Below are 15,144 nucleotides of genomic sequence, written 5' to 3'. Positions count from 1 at the left end.
CGACCATCCGGCGCCCGTGCTCGGCTCGCTCGGCCTGTTCACCCTCCTCCTCGGCGCCGCACTGCCGCTGATCGACTTCTTCATCGTCAACGTCGCCCTGCCGACCATCGACCACGACCTGGCGGCCGGTCCTGCGATGCTGGAGCTGGTCGTCGCCGGTTACGGCCTCTCGTACGCCGTGCTGCTCGTGCTCGGCGGGCGCCTCGGGGATCTCTTCGGACGTCGCCGGCTCTTCCTCGCGGGCATGGCCGCCTTCGGTGCGACCTCGCTGGCCTGCGGGCTCGCACCGGATGCCTGGACGCTCGTGGGTGCGCGGGTGGCACAGGGTGCCTCCGCCGCGCTGATGCTGCCGCAGGTCCTCGCGACCATTCACTCCTCGACGACGGGTGCGCGGCGCGCCAAGGCGCTCAGCCTGTACGGGGCGACCGCCGGTCTCGCGATGGTCGCCGGTCAGATCCTGGGCGGGGTGCTCGTGGCCGCCGATCTGGCGGGCAGCGGCTGGCGGGCGATCTTCCTGGTCAACGTGCCGGTGGCGGTGGCCGGGGTGCTGCTCGCCGTCCGTACCGTCCCGGAGACCCGTTCGGAGCGTCCGGCGCCCGTGGACGTCCTCGGCACGCTGCTGCTCGCCCTGGCGCTGATCACGCTGCTGGCCCCGCTGACGGAGGGGCGGGCGGCGGGGTGGCCGCTGTGGACCTGGCTCGCGCTGGGCGTCTTCCCGTTCGCCGCGGGCGCGTTCTGGTGGGTGGAGCTGCGGGCCGACCGGAAGGGCCGTACGCCGTTGGTGCCGCCGAGCCTGCTCGGTCTGGTCTCCCTGCGCCGGGGGCTCGCCCTGGTCCTGCCGTTCTCGATCGGCTTCGGCGGCTTCATGTTCGTGATCGCGGTCGCGCTCCAGCAGGGGCTGGGCATGGGCGCGGTGGTCTCGGGTCTCGCGCTGGTCCCGATGGCGGTGGCGTTCTTCGGGGCCTCACTGGCGGGGCCGCGTCTGGTCCGCCGCTGGGGCACCCGGATCGTCACGGCGGGCGGACTGCTCCAAGCGCTCGGCATCGCCCTGCTCGCCGCGGTGTCCTGGCGCTCCTGGCCGGACCTCTCGGTCTGGAGCCTGCTCCCGGGCATGGCGGTCGCCGGCCTCGGCCAGGGGCTCCAGCTCCCGGTCCTCTTCCGGGTCGTCCTCTCCGAGGTCCCGGGGGACCGGGCGGGCGTGGGCAGCGGGGTCATGGTGACCACCCAGCAGTCGGCCCTGGCCCTGGGCGTGGCCACGCTGGGCTCGCTGTTCCTGTCCCTCTCGGCCTCCGGCTCGATGGGCACGGCCCTGACCACGACGCTCCTGGTCCAGCTCGGCGCGGTGGTCCTGACGGTCCTGCTGAGCCTGCGCCTGCCGCGCACGGTGAGCTAGAGCGGATCAGGGCCGGCGAGACACCCCCAGGGGGCGTCCGCGGGGCGCACATCCGCCGTACGGAAGGGGCCCGGGTCACTGTGGACCCCGGCCCCTTCGTCGTACCCGCCGGTGTTACTCCTGGCCGCCCGTGGCGGTCTCGGCGCCTTCGGTGCCCTCGGTGCCCGCCGCGCGCTCGCGCATCTTCCTCAGCAGCTCCTGCTTCTGGTCGTCAGCGCTCTTGCGGTCGGCGTTGCTGCTCTGAACGGCGCCCTGCTGGTCGGCGCGGGACAGCTTCTTGCGCTGTCCGCCGACGCCGAGGAGGTTGTTGCGGCCCTTGGCCATGGGGTTCTCCCATCAGTGAGAAATGCGGTGGTGAGTCGGCTGGCGCTGCGCGGGAGTCGAACCCGCGGCGCTCTCACTCGTAGAGCTGGAAGAACGAAGACATGACGTAGACGCTACCCCGGCTTCCGACGCGGCGGCACACCGTTTTCCGGCCGCGCCACCCTCACGAGTGACAAACATTGAAATCTGTCATCCGTCATGTCATGCTTGTCATGCGTCACCCTCCGATCCCCTTTCCGAGGAGACCCTCATGACCTCCCTCCCCACCCGCTCCCTCGGCACCGCCGGCCCCGAGGTCTCCGCCCTCGGTCTCGGCTGCATGGGCATGTCCGCCCTGTACGGCGAGAGCGACCGCGCCGAATCGATCGCGACCCTCCACGCGGCGCTCGACGCGGGCGTCACGCTCCTGGACACCGGCGATTTCTACGGCATGGGGCACAACGAACTGCTGATCAACGAAGCCCTGCGCACCGCTCCCGCCGCCGCCCGCGAGAAGGCGCTGACCAGCGTCAAGTTCGGCGCCCTGCGCACGGTCGAGGGGGACTTCACCGGCTATGACGGCCGTCCGGCCGCGGTGAAGAACTTCGCGGCGTACTCCCTCCAGCGCCTGGGCACGGACCACATCGACATCTACCGGATCGCCCGCGTCGACCCCGACGTCCCGATCGAGGAGACCGTCGGCGCGATCGCGGAGCTGGTCGAGGCCGGGCACGTCCGCCACATCGGCCTCTCCGAGGTCGGCGCGGACACCCTGCGCCGCGCGGCGGCGGTCGCCCCGATCGCCGACCTGCAGATCGAGTACTCCCTCATATCCCGGGGCATCGAGGAGAAGATCCTGCCGACCGCCCGCGAGCTGGGCATCGGCGTCACCGCGTACGGCGTGCTCTCCCGCGGTCTGATCAGCGGCCACTTCACCCGGGACCGGGAGCTGGCGCCGGGCGACTTCCGGGGGATGAGCCCGCGCTTCCAGGGCGACAACCTCCACCGCAACCTGGACCTGGTGGACCAGCTGCGGGCCATCGCCGAAGCCAGGGGCGTGACGGTCGCGCAGACCGCGATCGCCTGGGTGCTCAGCCAGGGCCCCCGGCGCGGCGTCGACATCGTCCCGCTGATCGGCGCCCGCCGCCGGGACCGTCTCACCGAGGCGCTCGGCGCCCTGGACGTGACGCTGGACGCGGCCGACCTCGCCGCCATCGAGCGGGCCGTGCCGGTGGGCGCGGCGGCCGGCGAGCGCTACCCCGCGGCCCAGATGGCGCACCTGGACAGCGAGCACTGACCGGTCCGACGCCCTGCCGTTCGGCTGACAGGTACTGTCAACCCATGCCCACCGAGACCCTCACCGCAGAGCGCATCCTCGAAGCCACCGAGGAGGTGCTGCGGCGCTACGGCCCGGCGAAGGCCACGGTCGTCGACGTGGCCCGGGTGCTCGGCGTGAGCCACGGCAGCGTCTACCGCCACTTCCGTACGAAGGCCGCGCTGCGCGAGGCGGTCACCCACCGCTGGCTGACCCGCGCCGAGGTCGCCCTGGCCGAGCTGATCGAGGCATCGGACCGGCCTGCGACGGAGAGGCTGCGCGCCTGGTTCGCCGGCCTCTTCGAGGCCAAGCGCCACAAGGCGGGCGACGACCCCGAGCTCTTCGCCACCTACGGCGTCCTGATCGACGAGAGCAGCGGCGTCGTGGAGCACCACATCGACGTCCTGATCAGCCAGGTCCGTACGATCGTCGAGGAGGGCGTCCGGGGCGCGGAGTTCACCGCCGCCGACCCCGACGCGACGGCCCGCGCGCTCTTCGACGCGACGTGCCGCTTCCACGACCCGGCCTATGCCCCGGAGTGGCGGCGGCCCACGATCGAGGCCGAGTTCGACGCGGTGATGGATCTGCTGCTGCGCGGCCTGCGCGCCTGACGACACCACGCCGAAGCCCCCGGTTCCGTCGAACGGAACCGGGGGCTTCGGCGTGTCAGTGGTCCGACCGTCAGCAGCCCAGCAGGCGGCTGCCCAGGTAGCCCTGGATCTGGTCGAGGGAGACGCGCTCCTGCTTCATGGTGTCGCGCTCGCGCACGGTCACCGCGTTGTCGTCCAGGGTGTCGAAGTCGACGGTGACGCAGAACGGCGTACCGATCTCGTCCTGGCGGCGGTAGCGACGGCCGATGGCACCGGCGTCGTCGAACTCGATGTTCCAGTTCTGCCGCAGGTCGGCGGCGAGACCCTTGGCCTTCGGCGACAGCTGCGCGTTGCGGGACAGCGGCAGGACGGCGACCTTGACCGGCGCGATGCGCGGGTCGAGGCGCATCACGGTGCGCTTCTCCATGACGCCCTTGGCGTTCGGGGCCTCGTCCTCGTTGTACGCGTCGAGCAGGAAGGCCAGCATCGTGCGGCCGACACCGGCGGCGGGCTCGATGACGTACGGCGTCCAGCGCTCCTGCGCATCCTGGTCGAAGTAGAGCAGGTCGTTGCCGGACGCCTTGGAGTGCGCCTTCAGGTCGTAGTCGGTGCGGTTGGCGACACCCTCGAGCTCGCCCCACTCGCTGCCGCCGAACTGGAAGCGGTACTCGATGTCGGCGGTGCGCTTGGAGTAGTGGGAGAGCTTCTCCTGCGGGTGCTCGAACCAGCGCATGTTCTCCTCACGCAGACCCAGGCCGGTGTACCAGTTCCAGCGCTGCTCCATCCAGTACTCGTGCCACTGCTCGTCCTCGCCCGGCTTGACGAAGAACTCCATCTCCATCTGCTCGAACTCGCGGGTGCGGAAGATGAAGTTGCCCGGAGTGATCTCGTTCCGGAAGGACTTGCCCATCTGCGCGATGCCGAACGGCGGCTTCTTGCGCGCAGTCTGCAGCACCTGGCCGAAGTTGGTGAAGATGCCCTGAGCGGTCTCGGGACGCAGGTAGGCGACGGAGCCGGAGTCCTGGGTCGGGCCGAGGTGGGTGGAGAGCAGACCGGAGAACTGCTTGGGCTCGGTGAAGGTGCCCTTGTTGCCGCAGTTGGGGCAGTTGAGGTCGGCGAGGCCGTTCTCGGGGAGACGGCCGTGCTTCTCCTCGTACGCCTCCTCCAGGTGGTCCGCGCGGTAGCGCTTGTGGCAGGAGGTGCACTCGGTCAGCGGGTCCGTGAACGTGGCGACGTGACCGGAGGCCTCCCAGACCTCGGTGGCCAGGATCACCGACGAGTCGATGCCGACGACGTCCTCGCGCGAGGTGACCATGTAACGCCACCACTGACGCTTGATGTTCTCCTTCAGCTCGACACCCAGCGGTCCGTAGTCCCAGGCGGCCTTCTGGCCGCCGTAGATCTCACTGCACGGGTAGACGAAGCCACGGCGCTTGCTCAGGCTGACGATGGTGTCGATCTTGTCGGCGGCCACGGTGCTCTCTTCATTACGACGACGAAGTGCGAATGCCTCAGATTACCGGCGCCGCCACCCCCCGTATCAAATCGGTCCGGCCCGGCCTCCGCGCCGGTCGGGCGTGGCCGGGAACACAAGTGGGACAATTGACAATCGTTTCCAATTTTGTTGAAAATGAGTGTCATGAACGTACGCCGCCTCATACCCACCGCCGCCGTCGCCGGAGCCGTCTCCCTCGGGCTCGTCACGCTGTCCGCCTGCTCCGGGACCTCCGACGCCGCCGGCCGGCCGAGCGACGGCAAGCTGAGCGTGGTGACGTCGTTCTACCCGATGCAGTACCTGGCCGAGCAGATCGGCGGCGACCACGTCTCCGTGAACACGCTCACCAAGCCGGGCGTCGAGCCGCACGACCTGGAGCTCAAGCCGAAGCAGATCGGCGAGCTCGGCGAGGCCGACTACATCCTCTACCTCAAGGGCATCCAGCCCGCCGTCGACGAGGCGATCAAGCAGGCCGGCGTCAAGAACACGGTCGACGCCGCCACCCTCACGAAGCTCGAGGAGCACGGCACCGCGGTCGGCCACGACCACGCCGGTGAGACCGCCGAGGAGCACGCCGCCCACGAGGACGAGGCGCACGCCGACGAGCACGGCCACGAGGGCCATGAGTCCGAGGCCGGCGCCGACCCGCACATCTGGCTCGACCCCGTGAAGTACGCCGAGGTCGCCAAGGGTGTCGGCGCCTCCCTGGAGAAGGCCGACCCGGCCCACGCGGCCGACTACAAGAAGAACACCGACGCCCTGGTGAAGAAGCTCGGCGACCTGAACACGGCGTTCGAGACCGGCCTGAAGAACACCACCACCAAGACCTTCATCACCACCCACTCCGCCTTCGGCTACCTCGCCGAGCGCTACGGCCTGGACCAGGAGGGCATCTCCGGCCTGGACCCCGAGTCCGAGCCGAGCCCCGCCCGGGTCAAGGAGCTCCAGGACATCGCGGCGAAGGAGAAGGTCTCCACCGTCTTCTTCGAGACCCTCGCCAGCGACAAGACCGCGAAGACCCTCGCCGGCGACACCGGTCTGAAGACCGACGTGCTCGACCCGCTGGAGGGAATTACCGACCGGTCCAAGGGCGATGACTACATCGAGGTCATGCGGTCCAACCTCGCCGCGCTGCAGAAGGCCCTCGGCGCCAAGTGACACCCACGCACGTATCGGAGGCACGAGCCATGGCCATCGACCCCGTTCTTTCCGTCCGCGGAGCCACGGCGGCCCTCGGCTCGCGCCCCGTCCTGCGCGGCATCGACCTCACCGTTCACCGCGGTGAGGTCGTCGCGCTGCTCGGCGCCAACGGCTCCGGCAAGTCGACCGCCGTCCGCGCCGTCATCGGCCAGGTGCCGCTGACCGACGGCTCCATATCCCTGTTCGGCACGGAGCAGAAGCGATTCCGCGACTGGTCCCGGGTCGGTTACGTACCACAGCGCACCACCGCCGCAAGCGGCGTGCCCGCCACGATCCGCGAGGTCGTCTCCTCGGGCCGGCTCTCCCGCCGCAAGCTCGGCTTCCTCACCAGGACGGACAAGGCCGCCGTCGAGCGGGCCATCGAACTGGTCGGCCTCGCCGACCGCGCCAGGGACTCCGTCTCCGCCCTCTCCGGCGGGCAGCACCAGCGCGTCCTGATCGCCCGCGCCCTCGCCTCGGAACCCGAACTGCTGATCATGGACGAGCCGATGGCCGGCGTCGACCTCGCCAGCCAGGAGATCCTCGCCGCGACCCTGCGCGAACAGGTCGCCGACGGCACCTCCGTCCTCCTCGTCCTGCACGAGCTGGGTCCGCTGGAGCCGCTGATCGACCGGGCCGTGGTGCTCCGTGACGGCTGCGTCGTGCACGACGGCCCGCCGCCGAAGGCCGTCGGCCAGCACGCGCTGCCCGGCCACGACCACGTACATCCGCACGCGGCCGACGAGCCGCTCCGCACGGGACTGCTGACCTGATCATGGATTTCCTCGAGCCCGCTTTCATGCAGCGGTCGCTTCTCGCGGCCGTCCTCGTCGGCATCACCGCCCCCGCCGTCGGCATCTACCTCGTCCAGCGCCGCCAGGCGCTGATGGGCGACGGCATCGGCCATGTCGCCATGACCGGCGTGGGCCTCGGCTTCCTGCTGAGCTCCAGCCCGGTGTGGATGGCGACCCTGGTCGCCGTGATCGGCGCCGTCCTGATGGAACTGATCCGGGCCTACGGCAAGACTCGCGGCGACATCGCGCTCGCGCTCCTCTTCTACGGGGGCATGGCGGGCGGCGTCATGCTGATGAGCATCGCCGACGGCTCCAACGCCAATCTGCTGTCGTACCTCTTCGGATCGCTGTCGACCGTGTCGGACGCGGACGTCACCGCGATCGCCGTCCTCGCCGCCTTCGTGATCCTCGTCACCGTCGGCCTGCGCCGCCAGCTGTTCGCGGTCAGCCAGGACGAGGAGTTCGCCCGCGTCACCGGCCTTCCGGTGCGCGCCCTGAACCTGCTCGTCGCGGTCACCGCCGCGGTGACCGTCACGGTCGCCATGCGCGTCGTCGGCCTGCTGCTGGTCAGTGCGCTGATGGTGGTCCCGGTGGCAGCCGCCCAGCAGCTGTCCAAGTCGTTCCGTACGACCTTCGTGCTCGCGGTCGTGATCGGCGTCGGCGTCACCCTGTCCGGCACCATCACGACGTACTACCAGGACGTGCCGCCGGGCGCGACGATCGTGCTGCTCGCGATCGGCGTCTTCATCGCCCTCACGCTCCTCGCGACGCCTCTGGCGAGACGACGGGCCCGGGCGGCGGAGGCGGCGTCCGCGGAGTGCGACATGGCCGTCCCGGCCACCCGGCGACCGACGGACGACGTCACCGCCTAGGGGGCCTGGCAGAATGACGGGGGCAACGAAGATTCCAAGGAGGCCCCTGTGGCGACGGCAGGACCCCCCGTACGCGGCCGCTCGACCAAGCAGCGGGCCGCGGTGTCGGCCGCACTGAACGAGGTGGACGAGTTCCGCAGCGCCCAGGAGCTGCACGACATGCTCAAGCACCGCGGCGACTCGGTCGGCCTGACCACGGTCTACCGCACGCTGCAGTCCCTGGCGGACGCGGGCGAGGTCGACGCGCTGCGCACCAGCGACGGCGAGACCGTCTACCGCCGCTGCTCGACCGGCGACCACCACCACCACCTCGTCTGCCGCGTCTGCGGCAAGGCGGTCGAGGTCGAGGGCCCGGCGGTGGAGAAGTGGGCGGACACGATCGCGGCGGAGCACGGCTTCGTGAACGTGGCCCACACGGTCGAGATCTTCGGCACCTGCGCGGACTGCGCGATGAAGTGACCTGACACGCACGCCGAAGGGCCCGCCCCGTACGACAGGCGGGCCCTTTTCGCGTGCGCTCACGTTCAAACGCGGGTGTCCCTCACGTCACGCCGTGGGGGGAACCGCGGCATCCGCCGGGCCCTGCGCCGGGACGGTCCCGTTGCCCATCGCCGCGCGGTCCTCGGCCGGGATCGCGCCGAAGCGGCGGTCGCGGGAGGCGTACTCGACGCACGCCCGCCACAGGTCGCGACGGTCGAAGTCCGGCCACAGCACGTCCTGGAAGACCATCTCCGCGTAACTGCTCTGCCAGATCAGGTAGTTGGAGGTGCGCTGCTCGCCGCTGGGGCGCAGGAAGAGGTCGACGTCCGGCATGTCCGGGTAGTAGAGGTACTTCTGGAAGGTCTTCTCGTTGACCTTCGACGGGTCCAGCTTCCCCGCCGCCACGTCCTCCGCGATCTTCTTCGCCGCGTCGGCGACCTCGGCGCGGCCGCCGTAGTTGACGCAGAAGTACAGGGTCATCGCGTCGTTGTCGACGGTCTGCTCCTGGGCGATCTGCAGCTCCTGGACGACCGACTTCCACATCTTCGGCATGCGGCCGACCCAGCGGATGCGGATGCCCAGCTCGTTCATCTCGTCGCGCCGGCGACGGATCACGTCCCGGTTGAAGTTCATCAGGAAGCGGACCTCCTCCGGCGACCGCTTCCAGTTCTCCGTGGAGAAGGCGTAGAGCGACAGGTTCTTCACCCCGAGCTCCAGGCAACCCTTCAGCACGTCGAGGACGACGCCCTCGCCGACCTTGTGCCCCTCGGTGCGCGGCAGCCCGCGTTCCTGCGCCCAGCGGCCGTTGCCGTCCATGACGCACGCGACGTGGTTCGGCACCAGCTCGCCGGGAAGCTTCGGCGGGCGGGCACCGGACGGGTGCGGCTCTGGGACCTTGTACTCACGCCGGTTCCGTCCGAGGATTCCGCGTCGTGCGATGGCCATGGCGATGGATCTCCTAGCTCTTCTCTACGTACCGCAGCGAGCGCAGGCCGCGCTCCAGGTGCCAGTGCAGATAGGCGGACACCAGTCCGCTGCCCTCCCTGACGTGACGTGGCTCGCACGCGTCCGCCGTCGCCCAGTCGCCGGTCAGCAGCGCGCTGAGCAGGCCGATGGCCTCCGGAGAGGGTACGACGCTGCCAGGCACGCGGCAGTCGCCGCATATGACTCCACCCGCCGCGACCGAGAAGAAACGGTTGGGCCCGTGGAGGCCGCACTTCGCGCAGTCCTCGAAGCTGGGCGCGTACCCGTTGACGGCGAGGGAGCGGAGCAGGAAGGCGTCGAGGATGAGGTGGGGGGCGTGCTCGGCGTTCGCGAGGGTGCGCAGGCCCCCGACGAGCAGCAGGTACTGCTGCACGGCCGGCTCGCCCTCGTTGTCCGTGAACCGCTCGGCGGTCTCCAGCATCGCCGTGCCGGCGGTGTAGCGGGCGTAGTCGGTGACGATGCCGCTCCCGTACGCGGCGATCGTCTCGCTCTGCGTGCAGAGCGGCAGGCCGCGCCCGACGAGCTCACTGCCCCGGGCGAAGAACTGCACGTCGACGTGGGAGAAGGGCTCCAGCCTGGCCCCGAACTTCGACTTCGTACGCCGCACACCGCGCGCCACGGCGCGTACGCGGCCGTGACCGCGGGTGAGGATCGTGATGATGCGGTCCGCTTCGCCCAGCTTCTGGGTGCGCAGCACGATGCCGTCGTCGCGGAACAGACTCATGCCGTCCATTCTCCCGTACGGGAGAAGCGCTGCGGCCCGGGACGGGTTGTCCCAGGCCCGTTCGTCCGGCCCCGGCCCGGCCGGACCGGTACGGTACGAGAATCCGCCCCATCCGCACCGGAGGCCTCGGTGAGTGCGCAGCCCGACGGCCCTCACGGGCCGCTGATCCCGTTCTCCGAACTCACGCCTGATGCTCTACGGGCGGCAGTGGCGAAGATCGCGCCGAGCCGGATCCCGGCGCTCACCCAGCACCTCTTCGAGGCGACCACGAACGCCCAGCAGACCCAGAGCCTCGCCCCGTTGCGTGCCTTCGTCCACTCGTGGGCGGAGTTCGTCGCGATCGAGCGATATCCGGAGCGAGCGGCGCGCCTGCGGGAACTGGAACGGACCGTGAACGAAGGCGTCGCGGACCCGACAGAGGCAATCGTCGAGATCCGCCGGATCCGGGAGACGGCGGAGTCCGAGGCCGGACTGTGAACGACTGGTCCTGGGACTGCAACCCGAGCCAGGAGTACATCACCGACGGCCTGCCCCCAGGCGTGGTGGCAGAGGTGGAACGCCTGGTCACCGAACTCGCCGCCCTCGGAAACGAGGCGCCGAAGGTCGGCCGGCCCATCGACCGCGAGGGCGGACTGCGGGAGTTCGACATCCTCGGCGGCCGGGGCTTCATCAGCTTCCTGGCCGCCCCTCGCCGCGAGTGCGTCTACATCCGCGACATCACCTGGTACGGCTGAGCCCGCGACTCAGGACACCTCACCGCGGCTGCGGGCGTTCGCGTGTGCCGTGGCCGCGCTCAGCCGCTCGGCGGCGGTGGCGGCGCGCACCCCGTCCGGCTCGCAGTCCCACTCGCGCCCGCCGCCGATCGGCCTGAGCTGGAGGTACGGACCTTCATGCCCCATGACCGTGCCGACCTTCCCGGTGCGGATGTCGACGACGTACGACCCGATGGGCAGTTTCATGGCCGGCTCTCTTCCCCCGGCAGTACGGCCGCCGGTCGGCGCGCCGTCTCCACCGTGCAGCGTCCCAGTTTCGATGAGCGACCGAGAGGATCGGCGGCGAGTGAGCACGTCGAGCCGGAGCGAGGACAGCGTGATTCCCGCCCTCGCGAGTGCGCCGCGCAATTCCTCTGCCACCTCCTGAGCTTCTCGTACGGCCCCCGTTGCCGGCCGCTCTCGTTGTTCCTTCACCAACGCATCCCTTTCCGAATCCATTTCCCGCTTACCGCATCCGGGGCGGTGCCGGATCCGTAGAATCGGCAGATGCGCGGTTCCCCCAACTGCGGTGTCCAGCAGGTGAGTTAATCCATGGCCAGAGGTCGGCGTCAGGACGCGTGGAGTTCTTCGGCGAGCTGCTGAAGGACCTCGGGAGGCGGCGGCGCGGCGGGCTTCTTTCCCGGTGTTCGTATCCGGCCGGATACATCGGACAGTTCGAGCAGGCGATTCGAAAGCCGCAAGCGGAAGTGGCGCAGCGAATCGACGAAGTCACGCGCAGGCGCCCCGTCCCGCCCGGACACGACTGCCGGCAGGGGCGGCCCTCGTGCTCGTCGGCGCGAACGGCTGACGCGAACCGTCTCCGGCCCTACGATCCCGCTCATGTCGATCACTCCGTCCATACCCGTCGTCCAGGGCAGCAAGAAGACCTCCCTCCAGTACGAGGGCGACGCACTGCTCCTGCGCCGCTCCCACGAGGAGGTGCGCATCCCACTGGCGGCGGTCGCCCGAGTCCGTGCCGAGGGGCGGTCCGTCGCGGTCGAGCTGACGGCGCCGGCCGAGGCGGAGCCGGTGGCGCATCGGATCGACGGGGTGAGCGAGGCGGGGGCCGCCATGTTCGTCGCGACCGTGAACGCCGCCCTGCCCGAGGCGCCCGGGCGGGACACGACGGTCGACGGGTCCGCCCTCGTCGAGGCGCGGACATGGCCGAGGAGCAGGCGGGAGAGGAAGGTGCGGCTCGTCAAGCTGTGGTCGGCCGCCGCCGTCGGCCTGGTCGTGGTCCTGTGTGTGCTCATCTCCGTCGCCGGGGAGGCGGTCGGGGTGGTCCTCTTCGTGCCCATGGGCGGCGCCGCGGCGGCCTCCCTCGTCGGGAGCGGCGTAGCCCTGTCCAGCTGGTACCGGGAGTGGCGCCTGACGCGGCATGGCATCACGACCTTCGCCGCGGAGGTCCCGGGCGAGCCGGGGATGTACCTGTACACGGATCCGGCGGGTCTTGTCCGCAACGTGTTCACCTGGGCGGGCCGCGTGGCCGTCAAGGTCAGCTACGACCCGCGGGACCCGGGGAACGTGATCCTCCCGAGGTCGGCGCTGGTGCGGCGCGGGGAGCTCTGCCTCGGTCTCTTCCTTGCCTTCTGCGGGCTCTTCATCTTCGCCGGCATGGTCCTGATGACCGTCGAGGCGTTCCTCGGCACACTCGATCTGTCCGAACCCGCGTAGCCTCCCTTTGGACTCCCATAAGTCCGGCTTATGGGGCCATAGACCGGGGGCGGGTACCGCTCCGCGAAGGGCGTTAATTAGGGTGACCTAAGTGACGGCAGCTTTCGCCGTCACGTCGCTTGCGAAGGGAACCCAGACATGCCCCGCCCTCTCCGGGTCGCGATCGTCGGCGCCGGCCCCGCCGGAATCTATGCCGCCGATGCGCTGCTGAAGTCCGAGGCCGCCGCCGAGCCGGGCGTGTCGATCGACCTCTTCGAGCGGATGCCGGCTCCCTTCGGCCTGATCCGGTACGGCGTGGCCCCCGACCACCCCCGGATCAAGGGCATCATCACCGCCCTGCACCAGGTGCTCGACAAGCCGCAGGTCCGCCTCTTCGGCAACGTCGAGTACGGCGCCGACCTCCACCTGGACGACCTGCGCGCCTTCTATGACGCCGTCGTCTTCTCCACCGGCGCCATGGCCGACCGCGAGCTCCGCATCCCCGGCGTCGAGCTCGACGGCTCCTACGGCGCCGCCGACTTCGCCTCCTGGTACGACGGGCACCCGGACGTCCCCCGCACATGGCCGCTGCACGCCGAGAAGGTCGCCGTGCTCGGCGTCGGGAACGTGGCCCTCGACATCGCCCGCATCCTCGCCAAGACGGCGGACGAGCTGCTGCCGACGGAGATCCCGCCGAACGTCTACGACGGCCTCAAGGCCAACAAGGCCGTGGAGATCCACGTCTTCGGCCGCCGCGGCCCCGCGCAGGCGAAGTTCAGCCCCATGGAGCTGCGCGAGCTGGACCACTCGCCGAACATCGAGGTCATCGTCAACCCCGAGGACATCGACTACGACGAGGGCTCGATCGCCGAGCGCCGCAAGAACAAGCAGACCGACATGGTCGCCAAGACCCTGGAGAACTGGGCGATCCGCGATGTCGGCGACCGCCCGCACAAGCTCTTCCTGCACTTCTTCGAGTCGCCGGCCGAGATCCTCGGCGAGGACGGCAAGGTCGTCGGTCTGCGCACCGAGCGCACCGAGCTCGATGGCACCGGCAACGTCAACGGCACCGGCAAGACCACCGACTGGGACGTGCAGGCCGTCTACCGCGCCGTCGGCTACCTCTCCGACGAGCTGCCCAAGCTGCCCTGGGACACCGTGTCCGGCACCGTCCCGGACCAGGGCGGCCGCGTGATGGAGGAGAGCGGCGAGCACCTGGCGTCGACGTACGTCACCGGCTGGATCCGGCGCGGTCCGGTCGGTCTCATCGGCCACACCAAGGGCGACGCCAACGAGACCGTCGCCAACCTCCTCGACGACTTCGCCAACGGCCGGCTGCTCACGCCGGAGACCCCGGAGCCCGAGGCGGTCGTCTCCTTCCTGGAGTCCAAGGGCGTCACGTACACGACGTGGGAGGGCTGGTACGCGCTGGACGCCGCCGAGAAGGCGCTGGGCGAGCCGCAGGGCCGCGAGCGCGTGAAGATCGTCGAGCGTGACGAGATGCTGAAGGCCAGCAACGCGGTCACTCCGAAGTAGCACACGGCGGCCCGCCCGGGCCCGACTCGTCCGCAGCGGCGCTGCGTACGAGTCGGGCCCGGGCCTGTTTCGCACCATCGCACCGCTTCGACGGCCGTCTCCCCCGCTCCTATGCTGAAAGAGCCGGGAAGGGAAGTGAGCGGCCATGGCCGTCCCCGTCGAAGAGGCCGCCCCTGCCGTGGAACGGGCACGGGACGCGGCTTCGCGTGAGTCCTGGGCCGAGGCGTACGTCCTGCTGCGCGACTTCGACCGGCATCCCTCGCGCCCGCTCGCGCCCGGGGACCTGGACATCCTCGCCGACGCCGCGTGGTGGGCGGGCCACATCGACGAGTCGGTCGCCGCCCGGCTGCGGGCCCACGCCGGGCACGCGGCGGCCGGCGACCACCGGGGGGCGGGGCACGCCGCGTGGTGGCTGGCCTTCGAGTACCGCTGCCTGGGACGGCCGGCGGCCGCGGCGGGCTGGCTGCACCGGGCCCGCCACCACCTGGAGCGGGAGCCGGAGTGCCCCGAGCAGTGCTACCTCGCCTGGACCGACGCGGAGGAGGCCCAGGAGCACCGCGACCCGGGCGCGGCCCTCGCCGCCGCGCTGCGGATGAACCGCATCGCCCGGCACTCCGGCAGCCCGGACCTCATCGCCCTGAGCCGCCAGGCCCACGCGGCGGTCCTGCTGGCGAACGGGCGCCGGGCGGAGGGGCTCGCCCTCCTCGACGACGCGATGTGCGCGGTGACGGCGGGCGAACTGAGCGGCATGTTCACCGGCTGGCTCTACTGCCTGGCACTCACCGAGTGCATGGAGGCCGCGGACCTCGGCCGTGCGGTCGAATGGACCTCCGCCGCGATGACCTGGTGCGAGGCCCCCTGGTCACAGCACGTCCGCCGACCCGACGGCATGGGGGCGCCGCCGGGAGCGCCGGGCGCGGCAGGCGCCGCTGGAACGGCCGGCACCGCTGGACCGCCGGGCACTGAAGGCACCACGCGCACGGCCGGCACCGCTGGACCGCCGGGCACTGAAGGCACCACGCGCACGGCCGGCACCGCTGGACCGCCGGGCACTGAAGGCACCACGCGCACGGC

Annotated in this window: 16 protein-coding genes and 1 pseudogene; 12 read left to right on the top strand and 5 right to left on the bottom strand. The window is 70.7% G+C overall.

All coding sequences use genetic code 11. From position 1 onward, the window contains the following. Window positions 1–16 precede the first annotated feature (16 nt). The gene (locus tag ABZY12_RS09135; protein ID WP_356888822.1) at window positions 17–1,393 is read left to right on the top strand and encodes an MFS transporter; all 1,377 of its coding nucleotides are present in this window, start codon (window positions 17–19) and stop codon (window positions 1,391–1,393) included. Between the two features lie 114 nt (window positions 1,394–1,507). Here ABZY12_RS09135 and ABZY12_RS09130 read toward each other — a convergent pair whose 3' ends face one another. Continuing rightward, entirely contained in the window at window positions 1,508–1,717 is a 210-nt protein-coding gene (locus ABZY12_RS09130) for a DUF6243 family protein (protein ID WP_356888644.1), read from the bottom strand. Between the two features lie 250 nt (window positions 1,718–1,967). Here ABZY12_RS09130 and ABZY12_RS09125 point away from each other — a divergent pair, with 250 nt between their 5' ends. Together ABZY12_RS09125 and ABZY12_RS09120 are read left to right on the top strand one after the other, a co-directional pair. Beyond that, a complete protein-coding gene (locus ABZY12_RS09125; protein ID WP_356888643.1) occupies window positions 1,968–2,993 on the top strand; it encodes an aldo/keto reductase in 1,026 nt (341 codons plus the stop codon). 44 nt (window positions 2,994–3,037) lie between these two features. Next, entirely contained in the window at window positions 3,038–3,622 is a 585-nt protein-coding gene (locus ABZY12_RS09120) for a TetR family transcriptional regulator (RefSeq protein WP_356888642.1), read from the top strand. Window positions 3,623–3,692: 70 nt separating this feature from the next. Here the strand turns inward: ABZY12_RS09120 and ABZY12_RS09115 are convergent, their stop codons facing one another. Next, the gene (locus ABZY12_RS09115) at window positions 3,693–5,075 is read right to left on the bottom strand and encodes a glycine--tRNA ligase (protein WP_356888641.1); all 1,383 of its coding nucleotides are present in this window, start codon (window positions 5,073–5,075) and stop codon (window positions 3,693–3,695) included. 165 nt (window positions 5,076–5,240) lie between these two features. Between ABZY12_RS09115 and ABZY12_RS09110 the strand changes: the two genes are divergently transcribed. Genes ABZY12_RS09110 through ABZY12_RS09095 form a run of 4 tightly spaced genes read left to right on the top strand, consistent with a single transcriptional unit; the run spans window position 5,241 to window position 8,400 of the window. Continuing rightward, window positions 5,241–6,254: a metal ABC transporter substrate-binding protein gene (locus ABZY12_RS09110; protein WP_356888640.1), complete on the top strand. Its 1,014-nt coding sequence runs from the start codon at window positions 5,241–5,243 to the stop codon at window positions 6,252–6,254. Window positions 6,255–6,283: 29 nt separating this feature from the next. After that, window positions 6,284–7,048, top strand: coding sequence for a metal ABC transporter ATP-binding protein (locus ABZY12_RS09105; RefSeq protein WP_356888639.1), 765 nt, complete (start codon window positions 6,284–6,286; stop codon window positions 7,046–7,048). Between the two features lie 2 nt (window positions 7,049–7,050). Then, window positions 7,051–7,941 carry a metal ABC transporter permease gene (locus tag ABZY12_RS09100; protein ID WP_356888638.1) on the top strand — a complete coding sequence of 297 codons (891 nt, stop codon included), beginning with the start codon at window positions 7,051–7,053 and terminating at the stop codon, window positions 7,939–7,941. A gap of 48 nt (window positions 7,942–7,989) precedes the next feature. Further along, window positions 7,990–8,400, top strand: a complete 411-nt coding sequence (locus ABZY12_RS09095; RefSeq protein ID WP_356888637.1) for a transcriptional repressor — start codon at window positions 7,990–7,992, stop codon at window positions 8,398–8,400. Between the two features lie 87 nt (window positions 8,401–8,487). Here the strand turns inward: ABZY12_RS09095 and ABZY12_RS09090 are convergent, their stop codons facing one another. Continuing rightward, window positions 8,488–9,360, bottom strand: coding sequence for an isoprenyl transferase (locus ABZY12_RS09090; RefSeq protein ID WP_356888821.1), 873 nt, complete (start codon window positions 9,358–9,360; stop codon window positions 8,488–8,490). A 19-nt stretch (window positions 9,361–9,379) separates the two neighbouring features. Continuing rightward, complete coding sequence (gene recO / locus ABZY12_RS09085; protein ID WP_356888636.1) at window positions 9,380–10,129, bottom strand: DNA repair protein RecO; 750 nt, start codon at window positions 10,127–10,129, stop codon at window positions 9,380–9,382. Between the two features lie 129 nt (window positions 10,130–10,258). Here recO and ABZY12_RS09080 point away from each other — a divergent pair, with 129 nt between their 5' ends. Then, a complete protein-coding gene (locus ABZY12_RS09080; protein WP_356888635.1) occupies window positions 10,259–10,606 on the top strand; it encodes a hypothetical protein in 348 nt (115 codons plus the stop codon). Further along, a complete protein-coding gene (locus tag ABZY12_RS09075; RefSeq protein WP_356888634.1) occupies window positions 10,603–10,863 on the top strand; it encodes a hypothetical protein in 261 nt (86 codons plus the stop codon). The genes ABZY12_RS09080 and ABZY12_RS09075 overlap by 4 nt, the downstream gene beginning before the upstream one ends. Before the next feature lie 9 nt (window positions 10,864–10,872). On the opposite strand, the gene ABZY12_RS09070 is transcribed toward ABZY12_RS09075, so the two are convergent. Beyond that, window positions 10,873–11,088 (bottom strand): hypothetical protein, encoded by a 216-nt coding sequence (locus ABZY12_RS09070; RefSeq protein WP_356888633.1) that lies wholly within the window; start codon window positions 11,086–11,088, stop codon window positions 10,873–10,875. 633 nt (window positions 11,089–11,721) lie between these two features. On the opposite strand from ABZY12_RS09070, the gene ABZY12_RS09065 reads away from it, so the two are divergent. The 3 genes and pseudogenes from ABZY12_RS09065 to ABZY12_RS09055 all read left to right on the top strand — a co-directional run. After that, window positions 11,722–12,555, top strand: coding sequence for a hypothetical protein (locus ABZY12_RS09065; RefSeq protein WP_356888632.1), 834 nt, complete (start codon window positions 11,722–11,724; stop codon window positions 12,553–12,555). A gap of 138 nt (window positions 12,556–12,693) precedes the next feature. Further along, window positions 12,694–14,070 (top strand): FAD-dependent oxidoreductase, encoded by a 1,377-nt coding sequence (locus ABZY12_RS09060; RefSeq protein WP_356888631.1) that lies wholly within the window; start codon window positions 12,694–12,696, stop codon window positions 14,068–14,070. 145 nt (window positions 14,071–14,215) lie between these two features. Next, a pseudogene (locus tag ABZY12_RS09055) lies at window positions 14,216–15,144 on the top strand (hypothetical protein); the annotation flags it as partial.

The sequence above is a fragment of the Streptomyces sp. NPDC006551 genome (genome assembly GCF_040611675.1).
Taxonomy (GTDB): domain Bacteria; phylum Actinomycetota; class Actinomycetes; order Streptomycetales; family Streptomycetaceae; genus Streptomyces.
Note: the sequence above shows the minus strand (reverse complement) of the source record. Positions and strands in the feature narration are given on the sequence as shown.

Excerpts from the sequence above, each read along its gene's own strand:
- recO (WP_356888636.1), bottom strand. The coding sequence starts at position 10,129 with ATGAGTCTGTTCCGCGACGACGGCATCGTGCTGCGCACCCAGAAGCTG.
- ABZY12_RS09100 (WP_356888638.1), top strand. The coding sequence starts at position 7,051 with ATGGATTTCCTCGAGCCCGCTTTCATGCAGCGGTCGCTTCTCGCGGCC.
- ABZY12_RS09110 (WP_356888640.1), top strand. The coding sequence starts at position 5,241 with ATGAACGTACGCCGCCTCATACCCACCGCCGCCGTCGCCGGAGCCGTC.
- ABZY12_RS09125 (WP_356888643.1), top strand. The coding sequence starts at position 1,968 with ATGACCTCCCTCCCCACCCGCTCCCTCGGCACCGCCGGCCCCGAGGTC.
- ABZY12_RS09070 (WP_356888633.1), bottom strand. The coding sequence starts at position 11,088 with ATGAAACTGCCCATCGGGTCGTACGTCGTCGACATCCGCACCGGGAAG.
- ABZY12_RS09060 (WP_356888631.1), top strand. The coding sequence starts at position 12,694 with ATGCCCCGCCCTCTCCGGGTCGCGATCGTCGGCGCCGGCCCCGCCGGA.
- ABZY12_RS09130 (WP_356888644.1), bottom strand. The coding sequence starts at position 1,717 with ATGGCCAAGGGCCGCAACAACCTCCTCGGCGTCGGCGGACAGCGCAAG.
- ABZY12_RS09065 (WP_356888632.1), top strand. The coding sequence starts at position 11,722 with ATGTCGATCACTCCGTCCATACCCGTCGTCCAGGGCAGCAAGAAGACC.
- ABZY12_RS09105 (WP_356888639.1), top strand. The coding sequence starts at position 6,284 with ATGGCCATCGACCCCGTTCTTTCCGTCCGCGGAGCCACGGCGGCCCTC.
- ABZY12_RS09120 (WP_356888642.1), top strand. The coding sequence starts at position 3,038 with ATGCCCACCGAGACCCTCACCGCAGAGCGCATCCTCGAAGCCACCGAG.